Here is a 15,896-nt window from a genome sequence, read left to right on the forward strand (position 1 = left end):
AAGCCACTTCGCGCGCTCGCAGTCGTACGCTTCCTGACGTGGAAATCGGAACAGCCCTGGCCTCGCTTGCCGCGATCATCGTCTCGGTCACGGTGCTGGGCGTGTACCTGCGCTCCCGGGATGGCCGCATCACGGTAACGGCGCCCACTGGCACGGTCGTCGACCCCGCTGAGATTGGCCTCGCGCGGTTTGCCGATGGCGCCGCGCTCGTACAGTTCTCGACGGCAACCTGCGCTCGCTGCCCCGGAGTTCGACGCCTGCTGTCAGCTCTTGCCGCTGACGAGGCCGGCATCGTGCATGTCGACGTCGATCTCACTCACCGCGTCGATCTCGCCTCCCGCTTTGGCATCATGCAAACCCCGACGACCCTCGTCATAGCCAGCGATGGTTCCATTCGCGCGCGCATCGCCGGCACCCCCACACTTGATGCGGTGCGCGAGCACCTCGCCGCCCTCCGAACGGAGCAGCATGTCTCGTCCTCACGGTATTGACCCGCGCGGCCCGCGCTTTGCTGCTGGCATCACCGCAACTCTGCTTGCAGTGACGGTCGTCTTCGGGTTGGTCGGCGTCAGCGCTGCACGCCTCATCGGCGCCAGCTTCGGGTGGTTCAGCACCGAGCCCATTGACTTTGGATATGTTGCTGGCGGCTTCGTCTTACCGGCTATCCCGATAGCGGCACGCGTCGCCGACGTCGGGTTCATTCTGCTCGCGATCGTCACCGCGCTCTTCGCGTGGGGTGTGCTTTCGCCGCGCACGGCGCCGTGGGGCGTGCTTTACCGCACCGTCATCGCGCCGCGGTTGCCCAAACCGACAGAGCTCGAAGACCCGCGCCCGCCACGATTCGCGCAGGGCGTCGGGCTGGCGGTTAGCGGTATTGGTGTGATTCTGCACTTGCTCGGCGTTCCGCTGGCGATTCCTGTTGCCGCTGGGTTCGCCTTCGCCGCAGCCTTTTTGAACGTCGCCTTCGACTTCTGCCTGGGCTGCCAGATGTACCTGGTGTTGCGACGGCTGAAGCCGCGCCCAGCGGCCTAGCCACGGCCCCCAAAACCTCGTTAGGCTCAACACGTAGGCCAACGACAGGAGGACCCATGGCGGTAACCAGTGAAGCAACAACAGTGTGGGAAGGCTCCCTGAGCGAAGGCTCCGGAACCGTCGCCCTCGACACGTCGCGTGTCGGCACGTTCAACATCGACTGGAAGGCACGCTCGGAGGGTTCTGACTCGACGACCACGCCCGAAGAGCTGATCGCCGCCGCTCACGCTTCGTGCTTCAGCATGGCGCTGTCGCACGCGCTGACGCAGAACGGCACTCCCCCGGAGCGCCTGCAGACCACCGCGTCTGTCACGTTCCAGCCCGGTGTCGGTATCTCCGGCAGCCACCTCAACCTGAACGCCACGGTTCCGGGACTCTCGGAGGAAGACTTCCAGCGGATCGCGGCCGAGGCAAAGGCGGGCTGCCCGGTTTCGGCAGCACTCGCCGGCATTGATATCACGCTCGAGGCAACGCTTGCCTAACGAGTTCGTCGTTATCGGGGGCGCGTCCGGTTCTATCGGGCGCGCCCTCGTTTCGTCATACGAAAACGACGGCGTTCGCGTCGTGCGGCTCGTGCGCCGCGAGCCGACCAGCGCCGACGAAGTGCGCTGGCTCGACGGCAATGAGCTCGATCCCGCTGTCTTGCGTGGTGCGAGCGCGGTCATTTGCCTCAACGGTTCCTCCGTCGGATCGTTGCCGTGGACGAAGAAGAAACGTGCTGAGTTTCGACAGTCGCGCGTCATTCCGCGCCACCTCATTGCTCGCGCGCTCATGCAGCTGGGTGACGACGCCCCACACTTCGTGCATGCCTCCGCTGCCGGCATCTACGGCTTCGACGCTGGCGTTGTTGCCGAAGACGCAGCGATCGGAACCGGTTTCACTGCCGAGCTCGCCGAGGTCACCGAAGCCGCGGCGTCTCTCACCACAACGCCCACCACGCACGCCCGCATTGGCGTCGTGCTGCACCCGGAGAGTGTGCTCAAACCCCTTATTCCGCTCACTTTGCTCGGTCTCGCGGGGCGCCTCGCCTCCGGCGCGCAGAGCTGGCCGTGGGTTTCCCTCGACGACGCCGTTGCCGGTCTGCGATTTGTCGCCGAACACCGGCTCGCAGGCCCCGTCAACCTCACCGGCCCCACGCGCGCCACGGCAACCGACATCACTTTCGCTGTCGCGCGCGAACTCAACAAGCCCTACGTGGTTCCGGTACCCGCATTCGCACTGCGCGCGGTGATCGGTGCCGAAGCCGCCAACAATATGTTGCTCATCGACGCTGAAGTGCGCCCACAACGCTTACTCGAGAACGGCTTCGTGTTCCGCTACGAAACGGCGGAAGAAGCGATCCATGATTCGCTTGCGCCGCTGCGGTTGGACGCTTAGCGCAACCAGCGGGTGCGTTACGCCGTAGCGTGCTTCTCGATGGCAATCGCCTTGCGAATCGCCTGACGCGCGCGGGTGCGGTCACCGGCGGCGTCGTAGACCAATCCGAGCCGATACCAGGCACGCCAGTCGTCGGGGTTCGCTTCAACCTCGGCGCGGTAGCGCGGGAACAGCTCGTCGCCTGCCTCCTTGCGGGGGCGGCCGCTCGGGTAGGTCGCAACATCTTCTTGCGGCAGTGCGCCTTCGGCCTCCAGTACATTGCCGAGGCGCTGCGAGTGCCGACCGAACTGCACTTCGCGCCACAGCGCCCACGCACCGATGAGCGGAAGCGCGAGCAGGGCAACACCCATTGCGATCGCAATCGGGTCACCGGTCGAGAGCATGATGACACCGCGCTGCGCGACAAAGACGATGTAGAGCGCAAGCACGACCGCCATGATGACGGCACCGATGCGGTTGCTCACGAGTCAGCTCCGGCTGGTGCACCAATGCCGATGTCGATGAAGTTCTCCAAGCCCACAACGATGCCGGTGACGTCGAGTGCGGAGCGCACGGCGATCGCGATGCCGGGCGCGTACGCCGCGGCCGAGTCGATCGTGTCGTGCGTGATCGTTACCGACTCCCCCGGGCCCGACAAAATGACGTCTTGCCGGGCGATGACACCCGGGCGACGCAGCGAGTGCACCGGCACCGAGGCCACCTGCTGGCCACGCGCGCGCTGGTCAACGTGCGGCGCAGCAACCGGCATCTCACGAGCCGCAGCAATCATCTCGGCAGTTCGCACCGCGGTTCCGCTCGGCGAATCGACCTTCGTATCGCGGTGTGCCTCAATGATTTCGACCGAGTCAAACAGGCGGCCGGCGGCGGCTGCCAGAGCCGTCGCGACGATGGAGCCGAGCGAGAAGTTCGGGATGAAGACGATGCCGATGCCCGCTTCGACGACGTCGGGGCGCAGCGCCGCGATGCGGTCGGCCGACCAGCCCGACGTAGCGACGAGCACGTTCACGCGAGCCGCAATGGCTTCGGCCACGACCTCGGTGCTCACCGCCGGGTGGGTCGCGTCGATGACAATGTCAACCTCGGTAAACGAGGCGAAGGTGTCGCGTGAGCCGAGCGCGTGCGTCACCTCGAAGCCGTCGAGCGAGTCGATAACGCGACGAATAATGGTTCCGAGCTTGCCGGAGGCGCCAACGAGGGCAACGCGGGTGGTCATTGTTCCATCCTAAATCGCGGGCTCAGGCGCGACGAGTCAGACGAGCGTGTTCTCGGGCAGACCGGTGCGGTCTTCGAATGCGAGGTGCGCGAGGTCGTTGTGGGTGATGAGGGTCCACGGGCGGCTCTGCTTCTGCGCCAGAATCGTGAGACCCGCATTCGCCTGGTTCAGGGTCATCCAGCGCCAAGCCGGTGCTCCCAGAACCTCGGTAACGAACCGCGCAATCACGAAGTTGTGGGTGATGAGCAGCTCGTGAACGTCGCCGGGCTTACGACCGAGAAACTCCGCCATCGCGTCAGACATCTGTGCCTTACCCGCTTCGATTTCTTCCTCGGTAATGGAACCAAAGAACGGCTCGAATGCGGCAGGAGTGTCTTCTTCCATTCCGGTGGGAATGCAGTCAAAGAGCAGGGCGTGCGGCTGGGGCTCGACGGCGGGTAGGCGCTCCGCGATGATGCGGGCCGTTTCGCTCGCACGTTCGAGCGGTGAATGCCACACGGCGTCGAGCGGAACACCCGAAAGTCGGTCGGCGATAGCTTCGGCCTGGCGAACGCCTCGAGGAGAGAGGGGGCCATCAGGAAGCCCGTGCTCGGCGCCCTGTTGCTCACCGTGCCGGACCAGGTAGATATAGTGCGTCACGAACTCGCTCGTCTCTTTGCCGGATCATCTCCACCCTACCGGGCGAGGCGAGCGCTCCGGGTCATCCGAGAGCGCGGTTTAGCTCGGCAAGGTGGGCACGCCCGAGGGAGACACCAACGCCCTGCATCAGCTCATCGACATGCGCCGTGGAGTACACGTTGGCGATGGGCGCGACGATGAGTCGCTGTGCACGAAGCCACGCAATAGCGACCGCGGCATCCGGTACGCCCAGCTCTGCGGCAATCGCGTCAAGCGCGCGCAGTAGGCGCGTGCCGCGACGGTTCATGTTGGTGCGAAGTTGGTCGGCGCGAGCGCCAGGCTGCAGGCGTGAGCGTGAGCGGTGGGCGCCGGAGAGGAACCCGTGTTCGAGCGGGTGCGACGGCGTGACGGCCAGCCCCTGGGCGCCGGCGACGAGGCGCAGGTCGCCGTCAAATTCATCACGTCGAACCATGTTGTACGGCACGTCGACGACCGTGATGCGCGGGTAGCCGGCGGATGCCAGAATTCGCGACTCTACGAGGCGTTCGGCACTGAATCGGTGCGCACCAATGGCGCGTACCTTGCCCGTGTCGACGAGCCATTCCGCCGTCGCGAGGGTGTCTTCCGTGGCGGCGCGCGTGTCGGTGCCATCCAGGTAGAGAACGTCGATGTGCGTGGTTCCGAGTCGTTGCAGCGACGCTTCTACCGCGCGCACGAGGTTGGTGGAACCAAGACCGGGGTTGTCGGGGTGTCCGCCGACACGCGTGGCCAGGACCACGTCATCGCGCACGGCGCGCGATGACAGCCATTGACCGATGATGAGCTCACTCCGACCGGCAGCGAAGCTGTCTGCGGTGTGCACCATGTTGCCACCGAGATCGAAGAAGCGATCCAGAATCGCGTTGGAGTGCTGCTGGTCAACGTTCCAGCCGAACTCACCACCGCCAAGAATGACGGGGAAGATGGAGAACCCGGTTTCGCCAAGCGGCACCCTGATCCGGCTACCGAGCGATCGCCCTTGAACCGGAATCGGTGCGGAGGGGTGGGTTTCTGGCGCGAGCACAACCGAGGGGTGAGCGATGGCTTCTCCGCTGGTCATGATTTACCCGCTTCCGACTTTTTGCGCCATACCCCTGCATGGTGCACTTCGTCTTCTCCGAGAGTAGAACGCGTTCTCTGGGAATTTTGCGTTTGACGCGAACTTTTCTGAAACAGCGCATAACGTTCCGGTTACAAAGGCAAAGGGCCCATCCCCGAGGGGATGGGCCCTTTGTAGCGATTAGTCTTCGGCAGGAGCCTCAGCTGCTGCTTCGTTCTCATCGGTGACCGGCTCGAGCGACAGCTTGCCGCGGTCGTCGATCTTCGTGATGCGAACGAGAAGCTTCTGGCCGACCGAGACAACGTCTTCGACGTTCTCAACGCGCTTGCCACCGGCGAGCTTACGAACCTCGCTGATGTGGAGCAGTCCGTCCTTGCCCGGGAGGAGCGAAACGAACGCGCCGAAGGTAGCGATCTTGACAACCGTACCCAGGAACTGCTCGCCAACCTCGGGGTTGGTCGGGTTAGCGATCGCGTTGACCTGCGCACGAGCAGCCTCAGCCGACGGACCATCGGTTGCACCGATGTAGACGGTTCCGTCTTCTTCGATGGAGATCTGAGCGCCAGTCTCGTCCTGGATCGAGTTGATCGTTTTGCCCTTCGGGCCGATCAGCTCACCGATCTTGTCGACAGGGATCTGAACCGAGATCACGCGCGGAGCGGTCGGTGCCATCTCGTCGGGCTCGTCGATTGCGGCGTTCAGAACGTCGAGGATCGTGTTACGAGCGTCGTGTGCCTGCTGTAGGGCAGCCGTCAGCACGGACGACGGGATGCCATCGAGCTTCGTGTCGAGCTGGATAGCGGTGATGAACTCACGCGTACCAGCGACCTTGAAGTCCATGTCGCCGAGGGCGTCTTCGGCACCGAGAATGTCGGTCAGCGCTGCGTAGCGCGTCTCGCCATCAACCTCGTCCGAAACCAGACCCATGGCGATACCGGCAACAGCGGCGCGCAGCGGCACACCAGCGTTGAGCAGCGACAGCGTCGATGCGCAGACCGAGCCCATCGAGGTCGAGCCGTTGGAGCCGAGAGCCTCGGAGACCTGACGGATCGCGTACGGGAACTCTTCGCGGCTCGGGAGCACCGGAACAAGTGCGCGCTCTGCGAGGAAGCCGTGGCCGATTTCGCGGCGCTTCGGGCTACCAACACGGCCCGTCTCACCTGTCGAGTAGGGCGGGAAGTTGTAGTGGTGCATGTAGCGCTTGCTCGTCGTCGGCGACAGCGAGTCAATCTGCTGCTCCATCTTGAGCATGTTCAGCGTCGTGACGCCCAGGATCTGGGTCTCACCGCGCTGGAAGATAGCCGAACCGTGAACGCGCGGGATGACCTGCACCTCAGCGTCGAGCGGACGGATGTCTGCCAGGCCACGACCATCGATGCGAACACCCTCGGAGAGGATGCGACCGCGAACGATGTTCTTGGTAACCGATTTGTAAGCAGCCGAGAACTCGAGCGTTGCCACGGCCGACAGTTCGCCTGCCTCGACCTTGGCGATGAGCTCTGCCTTGACGCGGTCCTTGATCGCGTCGTCAGCGTTCTGACGCTCCTGCTTGTCAGCAATCTGGTACACGTCGACGAGCTCGGCGTATGCCTTCTCGTTGACGAACGCGAAGGTCTCTTCGCTGTACGGCAGGAAGACGGGGTAGACGCCCGGCTCCTTCGATGAGTGCGAAGCCATCTCAGCCTGAGCCTCGACGAGCTGCTTGAGGAACGGCTTTGCCGCCTCAAGACCAGCAGCAACGATCTCTTCGCTCGGCTTGGTAGCGCCGCTCTTGATGAGGTCCCAGCTCTGCTCGGTAGCTTCGGCTTCAACCATCATGATGGCGACATCTTCGGTGCCGTCGTTGTTCTTCACAACGCGACCAGCAACCATCAGGTCGAAGACAGCCTGACCGACCTGCTCCTGGTTCGGGAACGCGACCCACTGGTCTTCGTGCGCGCCCATACCCGGGATCAGCGCGAGGCGAACACCAGCGATCGGGCCCGAGAACGGCAGACCGGAAATCTGGGTCGATGCGGAGGCAGCGTTGATGGCCAGCGCGTCGTAGTACTCGCCCGGAGCGATGGACAGCACGGTCACAACAATCTGAACCTCGTTGCGCAGGCCGTCGACGAACGACGGGCGCAGCGGGCGGTCAATGAGGCGGCAAACGAGAATTGCCTCGGTCGACGGGCGACCCTCACGACGGAAGAACGAACCGGGGATCTTGCCTGCTGCGTACGAACGCTCTTCAACGTCGACGGTCAGCGGGAAGAAGTCAAAGCCCTCGCGGGGGCTCTTCGATGCACTCGTTGCCGACAGCAACATGGTTTCGTCATCGAGGTAAGCAGCTACGGCACCCTGTGCCTGCTGAGCGAGGCGACCGGTTTCGAAGCGGATGGTGCGCTTGCCGAAGCGTCCGTTGTCGAGAACGGCTTCAGCAGCGGTGATTTCAGGACCTTCCAAGAGGTCTCTCCTTCTTTGTTTTGACTCGCGCCTCCGTGTGAGGAGCGAGTTTCGTGAAGGAGCGGAACGGTCAGAAAAGAGCGTGCATCATTGATGCGAACCGCTAATGCTGGCCACCAGTAGAAGATCACTCGGCGTCTCGACGAGGAACCCACCACAGGGGACCAGCTTTCTGCCCAGTCCGCTCCGCTGATATTGAGTTGTCAGCTCACCAGTAGTGAACCTTTCTGATGCTATCAGTAGGGCCTGACAATCTGCGGTTTCTGCACCGATCAGCCAGAAAACTGGCTCGCAGCGATTCGCCCTGGCATCCCCCGGAGTGCGCCGGTATGCTGACCGCATGTCTGACAATAACGAGGATATGAAGGCCAAGTTCCGTGAGGCACTAGCCAAGAAGAACGCGCAATCGCGTACCGGCGAAGCGCACGAAGACGCGCGCGGTGCCGTGACCGGCACGCATGATGTTGCTGGCCACAAGCGCGAGTTCCGCCGCAAGAGCGGGTAAACACGATCCGCTGACGCGGAGAAAAGCACTGAAGGGGTGTGATCCATACGGATCACACCCCTTCATCGTTGCAACCGACTATGCGGTAGCCGGAACCACGGCTGCGGCCCGGCGGACCGCTCGCGTCACCCAGATAATGAGCAACGTCAGCAACGCAACGTCGGTTGCGATGTACACGTAGTGCAGCACGGATTCGCCCGGCTCTCCCCCGGCGATAATGATGTCGCTCCGGGCAGTGAGCGGCGGGCGCACGATGAAGGTCTGCGTGGCCAGCACCACCCACATCAGTGCCAGATTGATGATGTCGCCACGCGTAATACCGCGCAGGCTCACGAGTGTCGTCGCGATCAGCAAAGTCCAACCCGCGATCGCCATCGCAACGAACGTCAGCCGGCCAATGCCTAGGCCGAGCGGCGTCGTGATGCCGGGAGCTTGAAACTTGAGGATCGGCTCGATAAACGACAGCGCAATGATCATGCCGAGCCACAGCGTGGGAATGATGATGCGCCACAGCGAAAGCATGCGGGTCATGATTCAACCGTATGTGCTGCTCATCTACCGGGCTCCGCGTTGCACCGGTTTTATCGCGATGGCATCGTCGGGAACTTTCACTAACGCTCTGGCGCCTCGCTTCAATGAGTGATACGGTGCTGAAACGGAAACGTTTCCAGCCCTAGTCTCACCCGAATTGGAAACGTTTCCGAGAGATCGAATCAACGATGATTGGGACCAGCGGTGGACGAACGACCAGGCAAGATCACGCTCGTTGAGGTCGCCGAGCGCGCTGGCGTGTCGTTGGGATCAGCCTCACGCGCCATGAATGGCCAGGGCGCCAGTGAGGCCATGATCGATCGTGTCCGAACCGCTGCTTCCGAACTCGGGTACCGCCCCGATGCCAGCGGGCGCTCGTTGCGCATGCGCCAGACCAAGCAAATCGCGTTTGCAGTTGCTGACATCGGCAACCCGGTTTACGTGGAAATGCTCTCCGCCATCCATGAAGCAGTCGCCCCCGGGGGATACCGCGTTGTCGTTATGCAGACGGGTGAAACTGCGCGCAGCACGGCCGATCTCGTTCGCACGATGAGTGCTGGCGTCATCGACGCGATGATCCTCTCGCCCCTCCGCGTCGACGACGACCTCCTGGAAGCGCTGACAAGCGCGCCCATGCCGATCGTCGTGATCGGCCGCCCGCTCCCCGAACACGGAATCGACTCGGTGTCGACGGATTCGGCCGTTGCCGTTGGCCTGGCCGTCGAGCACCTCCTCGCCATCGGACGCACCCGCGTCGGTTTCGTAAATGGTCCGCTCGACACCACTCCTGGTGCAGCGCGACAGCGTGGATTTGGAGATGCCCAGCAACGACACCTACCGAACAACGACGCACCGGTCGAGATTGCTGACGACTTCACTGTGGCTGCTGGCCTTACCGCCGCGCATGCGTTGCTCTCACGCTCGCAGCGCGGCAACGCACCGCTGGATGCCATCGTCGCTGCAAACGATCTGCTTGCCATCGGAGTAATCCGGGCCGCACGCGGCCTCGGCATCCGCGTGCCAGAAGATCTAGCCGTCACCGGTATCGACGACACCGAAATTGGTTCGTTGTTCCACCCAAGCATCACGAGCGTCTCCCTCGGCTCTACTGAGCGCGCACGGATGGCTGCTCAAATCGTGCTGGAACGTATCGCGCCTGATACCTCGCGCCAGACAGACGTGCGTCAAGCTCACGTCGGCCCCACGCTCATCGCCCGGGAGTCGACCGGTACTCCCGACCCCCTCCTGACTGCACTCGCCACGACGCCCTCAGAATCGGATGGAACTCCACAATGACGCAGAGTCTGCCGACCGCACTTGATCTGGCGGAGCACCCGCCCGGATCCAAAAAGCGAAAGTCACGCATTAGCGGCATCGAGCGCAGCCGGCGGCGCGAGGCCATCCTCCTCGTCATGCCTTCGCTCCTGCCGATCATCGTGTTGAGCATTGCGCCGCTCGTGATGGGGATCGCACTCGCCTTCACCGATGCACGATTGGTCCGTAATCCCGAGTATCAGTTTGTCGGGATGGATAACTTCGTCCGGCTGATGGACAACGGGTTCTTCTGGGACTCTTTCCGGATCGGCATGGTGTGGGCTGTTTCCGTCACCGCCCTACAGCTCGTCGCTTCGATGGGGCTTGCGCTGCTACTGAACTCGAACATGAAGTTGCAGGGTCTCACGCGACTCCTCGCACTCATCCCCTGGGCGATGCCGCCGGTGGTTGTCGCCATCATGTGGCGCATGATCTACTCGCCCAACGCCGGCCCGCTCAACGCGTTTATGGGCGCTGTCGGACTGCCTGATGACATCAACTGGCTCGGCAACTTCTCACTGGCTTTGCCTGCCGTCATTGTCGTGGGTGTATGGGTCGGCATGCCTCAGACAACTGTCACCCTCCTGGCTGGTCTGCAGCAGGTTCCGTCCGAGCTCTATGAAGCTGCCGCCGTTGACGGGGCTGGCGCTTGGCGTCGATTCACGACCGTGACGTTGCCGTCGCTCCGACCCATCATCGTCTCCATCACATCGCTGAACTTCATTTGGAACTTCAACTCGTTCTCGCTCATTTACGTCCTCACCGAGGGCGGCCCGGGCGGTAAAACCATGCTTCCCATGCTGTTCACCTACATCGAGGCATTTAAGAACCGCAACATCGGCTACGCCGCTGCGATGGGTGTCGTCCTTGTGATCGTCGTTGTGCTGTTGCTCGCGCTGTTCCTCCGCGCACAGTTCCGTGAAGAGAAGGAGAAGTAAAGTGCGCATCGGTCGCGTCGCTCAGTACATCGCACTCGTCGGATACATCTTCTTCCTCGGGTTCCCCCTGATTTGGCTGATTTCAGCGTCGTTCAAGTCCTCTGGCGAGTTGAACTCACTCAATGTGTCGCTCATTCCTAACGAATGGCACTTCGAGAACTATTCGGATGCCCTTGCGAAGCAGGGCCTGATCTCATCCTCCGTTAACAGCGCCGTGGTGGCCCTAGCCTCAACGGCACTGGTCATCCTGATCGCGCTCCCGGCGTCATACGTGCTTGCTCGCTTGAAAGGCAAAATCCGCGCGGCAGGTGTTGGCTGGATCATGGTGAGCCAGGTGTTCCCGGTCATTCTGATCATCCTGCCGTTGTTCCTCATCCTCCGAACGATCGGCATCAACGACAGCCTGCTGGGCCTCACCCTGGTGCACACGACGTATACGCTGCCATTCGCGCTGTGGATGTTGCAGGGTTATGTCGCGGCAATTCCGGTGGAACTCGAAGAGGCAGCGGCCATGGATGGCGCCAGCCGATTCCAAGCGTTGCGGCGCGTGGTGTTTCCGTTGCTCGCCCCTGGTGTCGTCGCCACCGCAATGTTCAGCTTCGTTTCGAGCTGGAACGAGTTCTTCTTTGCTCTCGTGCTCTTGCAATCGCCGGAGAATTACACGCTACCCATCACGCTCAAGATGTTTATCGGTGGCGAAGGAAAGGTATCTCTGGGTCCGTTGGCCGCCGGTGCTGTCTTGGCTTCGATTCCGAGCATCATCTTCTTCGCCATCATGCAACGCAAGCTCGTCGGCGGACTCATGTCCGGCGCCGTCAAGGGGTAAACCCCCTCCCCTTCCCAACAACAGCAGTTTCGGTTTAACGCAGATGTTCCGTAACACCCACTCGAAAGGTAAACCCATGAATTCTCGTGGCGTATCCATCGCAGCCGGTCTTTCACTGACCACTCTCGTCCTGACTGGTTGCTCGGCCGGTGGTTCTGACACCGGCAACACCAACGGCGGTGACGCCGGCGGCGAGCCCATTACGCTCACCTTCCAGTCGCTGTCTGACCAGCCCGCCGCTATCGCGGCAACAGAGGCCATCGTCGACGAATGGAACAAAGCAAACCCCGACGTTCAGGTCGAAATCGTGCCCGCGGGTTGGGACGGCATTTACGACAAGCTCATCACCCAGTTCAACGGCGGCGCAGCACCCGACATCATCCACTACGAAGCGGCCAGCATTGTTCCGTTCGCACGCGACGGCTACCTTGCGGATCTCTCCGAATACATGTCGGATGAGCGTAAAAAGGACATCCCTGAGGGCATCCTCGACTCGGTGACGGTGGATGGTCAGGTCATCGCCTACCCGACCGAACTGCAGTCATACATGGTGTTCGCAAACAAGACGTTGCTTGATGCTGCTGGAGTAGAGATCCCGAGCGGCGACACGATGTCCTGGGACGAATTGCAGGAGATTGCGAAGGCAACCACCACCGCTGACGTCTACGGCCTCGGCTGGGGCCTCAAGAGCCCGACGGCCGCGTACATGGCGATGGCACCGCAATTCGGTGGCGAGTACTTCGAAGGCTCTGGATCCGACGCCAAGCTCATCATTGGTGAGGGTGAGATGGCGCTGCCCGACCTCGTTGACACGATGGCACACAAAGACAAGTCGATGCTGCCTGTCGGCCTCACGCAGTCCGGTGGTGAAGTGCTCGCGTCCTTCTACGCGGGTCAAATCGCGATGACGATGCAAGGTTCGTTCCAAGCCGCCAACATTGCCAAAGACGCTCCGGAAGGTTTCGACTGGATTGCGTTGCCGCCGCTCGAGGGTCCGGAGGGTGCAAGCCAGGCCGCTAACCCGCAGACATTGTCGGTGAACATCGACTCGGAGCACATTGAAGAGTCCGCAGCTTTCATTGAGTTCTTCACCGAGGGAGAAAACCTCGCAGCGCTCAACAAGGCTGATGCTCTGATCCCGGCAACCGCGTCCGGCCAGGAAGCCCTCGCCGCAGAGATGGCTGGCGAAACCGGTTGGGACCAGATCCTGAAGTCGGGTCAGCACATGACCAGCGCCCCCTACCTCTTCGTTGACGCCTACGCGCAGTGGAAGGACACGGTTGCGACCCCGGCGTACCAGAAGTACATCGCTGGCGAGAACGACTCGAAGAAGACGGCAGACGAGCTGCTCAGCGGCTGGGACGCGATCACCAAGTAGTAACCGAGGGGGGTGAGACACGACGATGTCTCACCCCCTCCCTAAACACTGCGCATGGCGCAAAAAGCACGACGCGCAAGCGCAACACGACAGGAGTAACCGTGAGCTGGCTCGAGGACCGATCGATCGCTGTCATTACCGGAGCGGCTGTGGGCGATGCCCTGGGCGGCGCCGTCGAAGGATGGACCCCGCAACAGATTGAAGAACGCCATGGGGGCCGCGTCACCGGCATCGTGGAGCCGTGGTTCGAAAACTGGCACAACGCCCGCCCCATCGCGCCGTACCACAAGGGTGATGGCCACATCACGGATGACACTCTCATGACACGCGCTCTCGTCGAGGTCTACGCGAAGCGACGTACTCACCTTGACGCCTACGCCGTCGCCGAAGACCTGGTGCCGCTCATGATTGGCGAGCCGCGCTGGATTCCCGAGCTTGAATCAACCGCGTTGCTTTTGCAGCGCGTCTTCCTTGCAGAGAAGTGGATCGTCGCCCGCTTGCACTACGGCCACGTTGACCCACGTGAGGCTGGCGTCGGCAACATCATCAACTGTGGCGCGGCTATGTATGTGGCTCCGATCGGTCTCGCGAACGCAGGCGACCCGGCCGGCGCCTATGCCGAGGCGATTGACGTGACTGGCGCTCACCAAGCCAGCTATGGCCGCGAGGCCGCCGGCGTTTTCGCAGCCATGGTTGCCGCTGCCGTTGCCCCGGGCGCCACTCTCGATGACGTGACAGCGGCCTGCCTGGATCTCTCCCATGATGGAACCGCCGACGCTATGCGCGCAGTTATCGCTGCTTTCCGCGATTCACCGGTTCCGCAGGATGACGACGACGAACGCGCTCTCGCCGCACGTGTTCGCGAGGTCGTCGCGCCCTTCGACTCCGTCGGCCCCGAATACCGCCAGATGTCGATGGACGCTCGTCGGCCATCACGCACGAAGGCTATCGAAGAGCTACCCGCTGCATTCGCATTCGTGCTCGCCCACCGTGGTGATTTCCGTGGTTCCGTTCTCGCATCCGTCAACTACGGTCGCGACGCTGACTCTATTGCCGTCATGGCGGCCGCGATTTGCGCTGGTCTCGGCGGTACTGAGGTCGTCCCCACTGACTGGCTCGATGACATTGAGCAGGCAAGCAAGATGGACATCCGTGAGACCGGTCGGCTTATGGCCAGCGCCGCACGCGACATCCTCATCGCCGACCGTGAGCGCGCCGCTGCGCGCAACGCTCGACTGAGCGAATGGGCATCGTTGTGAGACTCACGTGGGCTCAGCCCGAAGACCTCCTCCCCCACGAAATCGTTCAAGCTCGTGTCGAGGGCAAACACGTCGATGCTGTCGTTGCGGCCTGGCAAGCGGCGGGAGGAACCACGATTCCCGAAGTGAGCGGGGCTGGCACCGATCCAGCGATGGTCGCGTTGCGCCCGCTCGCTCGCCGTTTGCTCGACGAACTCCAGGAGGAGCCTGCCGCACCCAGCCCAAACGAACCAGAGTCATGGAGCGCCATCATTGCGACTCTGTCACCGGCACCCCGCAAGCCTGTCGGTGACGACCTGCGCGAACGCGTGCACGGAGCTTGGGCAGGGCGCGCCGCAGGCTGTCTGCTCGGCAAACCCGTGGAGAAGATTCCGCGCCAGGGCATTGAAGAGATTCTGCGCGCGACTGGCCGCTGGCCGCTCAACGACTGGTTTACCGCCGAAGGATTGCCAGCTGACGTCAACGCCCGCTGGCCATGGAACAAACGGTCAGCACCCACCTCGCTGGCGGAAAATATCAACGGCATGCCAGAAGACGACGACCTGAACTACCCGTTGCTCGCGCTGACGCTATTGGAATCTCACGGTCGCGAGTTCACCACCGAAGACGTCGCCCAGCTGTGGCTCGATGCTCTGCCCGCTGGTCGCTCTTTCACAGCAGAGCGCGCGGCGTATCGCAATATTCTCGATGCTCGCCCCGTTCCCGAAACGGCCACGTATCACAACCCATTCCGCGAGTGGATCGGGGCCCTGATTCGCACCGATGTCTTCGGGTGGGTGAATCCGGGCGATGTACTCGCATCCGCTCGGCTGGCATATGAAGACGCGCGCCTCAGCCACACCCGCAACGGTGTTTACGGTGCGATGTGGGCGGCCGCACTCGGCGCGGCCGCGCTGACCGCTTCGAACACCGACGAAGTACTGGATGCCGCCGGGACAATCATTCCTCCACAGAGTCGGCTTGCGCACGCTGTAGCCTTCGGCCGCGAGCGTGGCCGTGACGGTGACACCAGCGAAGCAGGTGTTCGCCAGGCTCTCGACGCGATCCACGATGAGTTTGGCTCCTTGCACTGGGTACACACCCTGAACAACGCTGCCGTCATCGCCTACGCGCTGCAGGCGGGCGGCGGCGACTTCGCAACCAGCATTTCGATCGCAGTGACTGCCGGGTGGGACACCGATTCTGCAGGCGCCACCGTTGGAGCTGTCGTTGGCGCACTTGCGGGATTCGACGGCATCGAGCCGCGATGGACGACACCGCTGCGCAACAGCATCGCAACATCGCTACCGGGTGGCGATCAGCAGATCACTGATCTGGTCGACCGCACTTTGGCCCTTATTTCCTCGACGCACTCGCAATAG

17 protein-coding genes are annotated in these 15,896 nt (G+C 62.6%); 11 read left to right on the top strand and 6 right to left on the bottom strand.

Translation table 11 applies throughout. The features are described from left to right. Positions 1 to 38: 38 nt before the first annotated feature. From ACQUSY_RS05745 to ACQUSY_RS05760, 4 genes are read left to right on the top strand one after another with little or no spacing between them, the layout of a single operon-like run. Positions 39 to 491, top strand: coding sequence for a TlpA family protein disulfide reductase (locus ACQUSY_RS05745; RefSeq protein ID WP_428903548.1), 453 nt, complete (start codon positions 39 to 41; stop codon positions 489 to 491). After that, positions 469 to 1,032, top strand: a complete 564-nt coding sequence (locus ACQUSY_RS05750) for a DUF4395 domain-containing protein (protein ID WP_428903549.1) — start codon at positions 469 to 471, stop codon at positions 1,030 to 1,032. The genes ACQUSY_RS05745 and ACQUSY_RS05750 overlap by 23 nt, the downstream gene beginning before the upstream one ends. 56 nt (positions 1,033 to 1,088) lie before the next feature. Next, positions 1,089 to 1,514: an OsmC family peroxiredoxin gene (locus ACQUSY_RS05755; RefSeq protein WP_428903550.1), complete on the top strand. Its 426-nt coding sequence runs from the start codon at positions 1,089 to 1,091 to the stop codon at positions 1,512 to 1,514. Next, on the top strand, positions 1,507 to 2,409 hold the full coding sequence (locus tag ACQUSY_RS05760; protein ID WP_428903551.1) for a DUF1731 domain-containing protein: 903 nt from the start codon (positions 1,507 to 1,509) through the stop codon (positions 2,407 to 2,409). The genes ACQUSY_RS05755 and ACQUSY_RS05760 overlap by 8 nt, the downstream gene beginning before the upstream one ends. A gap of 17 nt (positions 2,410 to 2,426) precedes the next feature. Here ACQUSY_RS05760 and ACQUSY_RS05765 read toward each other — a convergent pair whose 3' ends face one another. The 5 genes from ACQUSY_RS05765 to ACQUSY_RS05785 all read right to left on the bottom strand — a co-directional run bounded on the left by ACQUSY_RS05765 (position 2,427) and on the right by ACQUSY_RS05785 (position 7,784). Further along, the gene (locus ACQUSY_RS05765; protein ID WP_428903552.1) at positions 2,427 to 2,873 is read right to left on the bottom strand and encodes a tetratricopeptide repeat protein; all 447 of its coding nucleotides are present in this window, start codon (positions 2,871 to 2,873) and stop codon (positions 2,427 to 2,429) included. Continuing rightward, positions 2,870 to 3,622 (bottom strand): 4-hydroxy-tetrahydrodipicolinate reductase, encoded by a 753-nt coding sequence (gene dapB / locus ACQUSY_RS05770; RefSeq protein ID WP_428903553.1) that lies wholly within the window; start codon positions 3,620 to 3,622, stop codon positions 2,870 to 2,872. The genes ACQUSY_RS05765 and dapB overlap by 4 nt, the downstream gene beginning before the upstream one ends. A gap of 36 nt (positions 3,623 to 3,658) precedes the next feature. Beyond that, positions 3,659 to 4,261 (bottom strand): histidine phosphatase family protein, encoded by a 603-nt coding sequence (locus ACQUSY_RS05775; RefSeq protein WP_428903554.1) that lies wholly within the window; start codon positions 4,259 to 4,261, stop codon positions 3,659 to 3,661. A gap of 61 nt (positions 4,262 to 4,322) precedes the next feature. Next, entirely contained in the window at positions 4,323 to 5,339 is a 1,017-nt protein-coding gene (locus ACQUSY_RS05780) for an aldo/keto reductase (protein ID WP_428903555.1), read from the bottom strand. 180 nt (positions 5,340 to 5,519) lie between these two features. Next, positions 5,520 to 7,784 (bottom strand): polyribonucleotide nucleotidyltransferase, encoded by a 2,265-nt coding sequence (locus ACQUSY_RS05785; protein WP_428903556.1) that lies wholly within the window; start codon positions 7,782 to 7,784, stop codon positions 5,520 to 5,522. Between the two features lie 340 nt (positions 7,785 to 8,124). Between ACQUSY_RS05785 and ACQUSY_RS05790 the strand changes: the two genes are divergently transcribed. Next, a complete protein-coding gene (locus tag ACQUSY_RS05790) occupies positions 8,125 to 8,289 on the top strand; it encodes a DUF5302 domain-containing protein (protein ID WP_428903557.1) in 165 nt (54 codons plus the stop codon). 78 nt (positions 8,290 to 8,367) lie between these two features. On the opposite strand, the gene ACQUSY_RS05795 is transcribed toward ACQUSY_RS05790, so the two are convergent. Further along, positions 8,368 to 8,820, bottom strand: a complete 453-nt coding sequence (locus ACQUSY_RS05795) for a hypothetical protein (protein ID WP_428903558.1) — start codon at positions 8,818 to 8,820, stop codon at positions 8,368 to 8,370. Between the two features lie 204 nt (positions 8,821 to 9,024). Between ACQUSY_RS05795 and ACQUSY_RS05800 the strand changes: the two genes are divergently transcribed. The 6 genes from ACQUSY_RS05800 (at position 9,025) to ACQUSY_RS05825 (ending at position 15,896) form a co-directional block, all read left to right on the top strand. Continuing rightward, entirely contained in the window at positions 9,025 to 10,116 is a 1,092-nt protein-coding gene (locus ACQUSY_RS05800; RefSeq protein ID WP_428903559.1) for a LacI family DNA-binding transcriptional regulator, read from the top strand. Beyond that, positions 10,113 to 11,072, top strand: a complete 960-nt coding sequence (locus tag ACQUSY_RS05805) for a carbohydrate ABC transporter permease (RefSeq protein ID WP_428903560.1) — start codon at positions 10,113 to 10,115, stop codon at positions 11,070 to 11,072. The genes ACQUSY_RS05800 and ACQUSY_RS05805 overlap by 4 nt, the downstream gene beginning before the upstream one ends. 1 nt (position 11,073) lies before the next feature. Further along, positions 11,074 to 11,898 (top strand): carbohydrate ABC transporter permease, encoded by an 825-nt coding sequence (locus tag ACQUSY_RS05810; protein ID WP_428903561.1) that lies wholly within the window; start codon positions 11,074 to 11,076, stop codon positions 11,896 to 11,898. Between the two features lie 76 nt (positions 11,899 to 11,974). Further along, positions 11,975 to 13,276: an ABC transporter substrate-binding protein gene (locus ACQUSY_RS05815; RefSeq protein ID WP_428903562.1), complete on the top strand. Its 1,302-nt coding sequence runs from the start codon at positions 11,975 to 11,977 to the stop codon at positions 13,274 to 13,276. A 101-nt stretch (positions 13,277 to 13,377) separates the two neighbouring features. Continuing rightward, positions 13,378 to 14,535 carry an ADP-ribosylglycohydrolase family protein gene (locus ACQUSY_RS05820; RefSeq protein WP_428903563.1) on the top strand — a complete coding sequence of 386 codons (1,158 nt, stop codon included), beginning with the start codon at positions 13,378 to 13,380 and terminating at the stop codon, positions 14,533 to 14,535. After that, positions 14,520 to 15,896 carry an ADP-ribosylglycohydrolase family protein gene (locus tag ACQUSY_RS05825; RefSeq protein WP_428903564.1) on the top strand — a complete coding sequence of 459 codons (1,377 nt, stop codon included), beginning with the start codon at positions 14,520 to 14,522 and terminating at the stop codon, positions 15,894 to 15,896. Before ACQUSY_RS05820 ends, ACQUSY_RS05825 begins: the two co-directional genes overlap by 16 nt.

The organism is Microbacterium daqui (assembly GCF_050408675.1).
Lineage (GTDB): Bacteria > Actinomycetota > Actinomycetes > Actinomycetales > Microbacteriaceae > Microbacterium.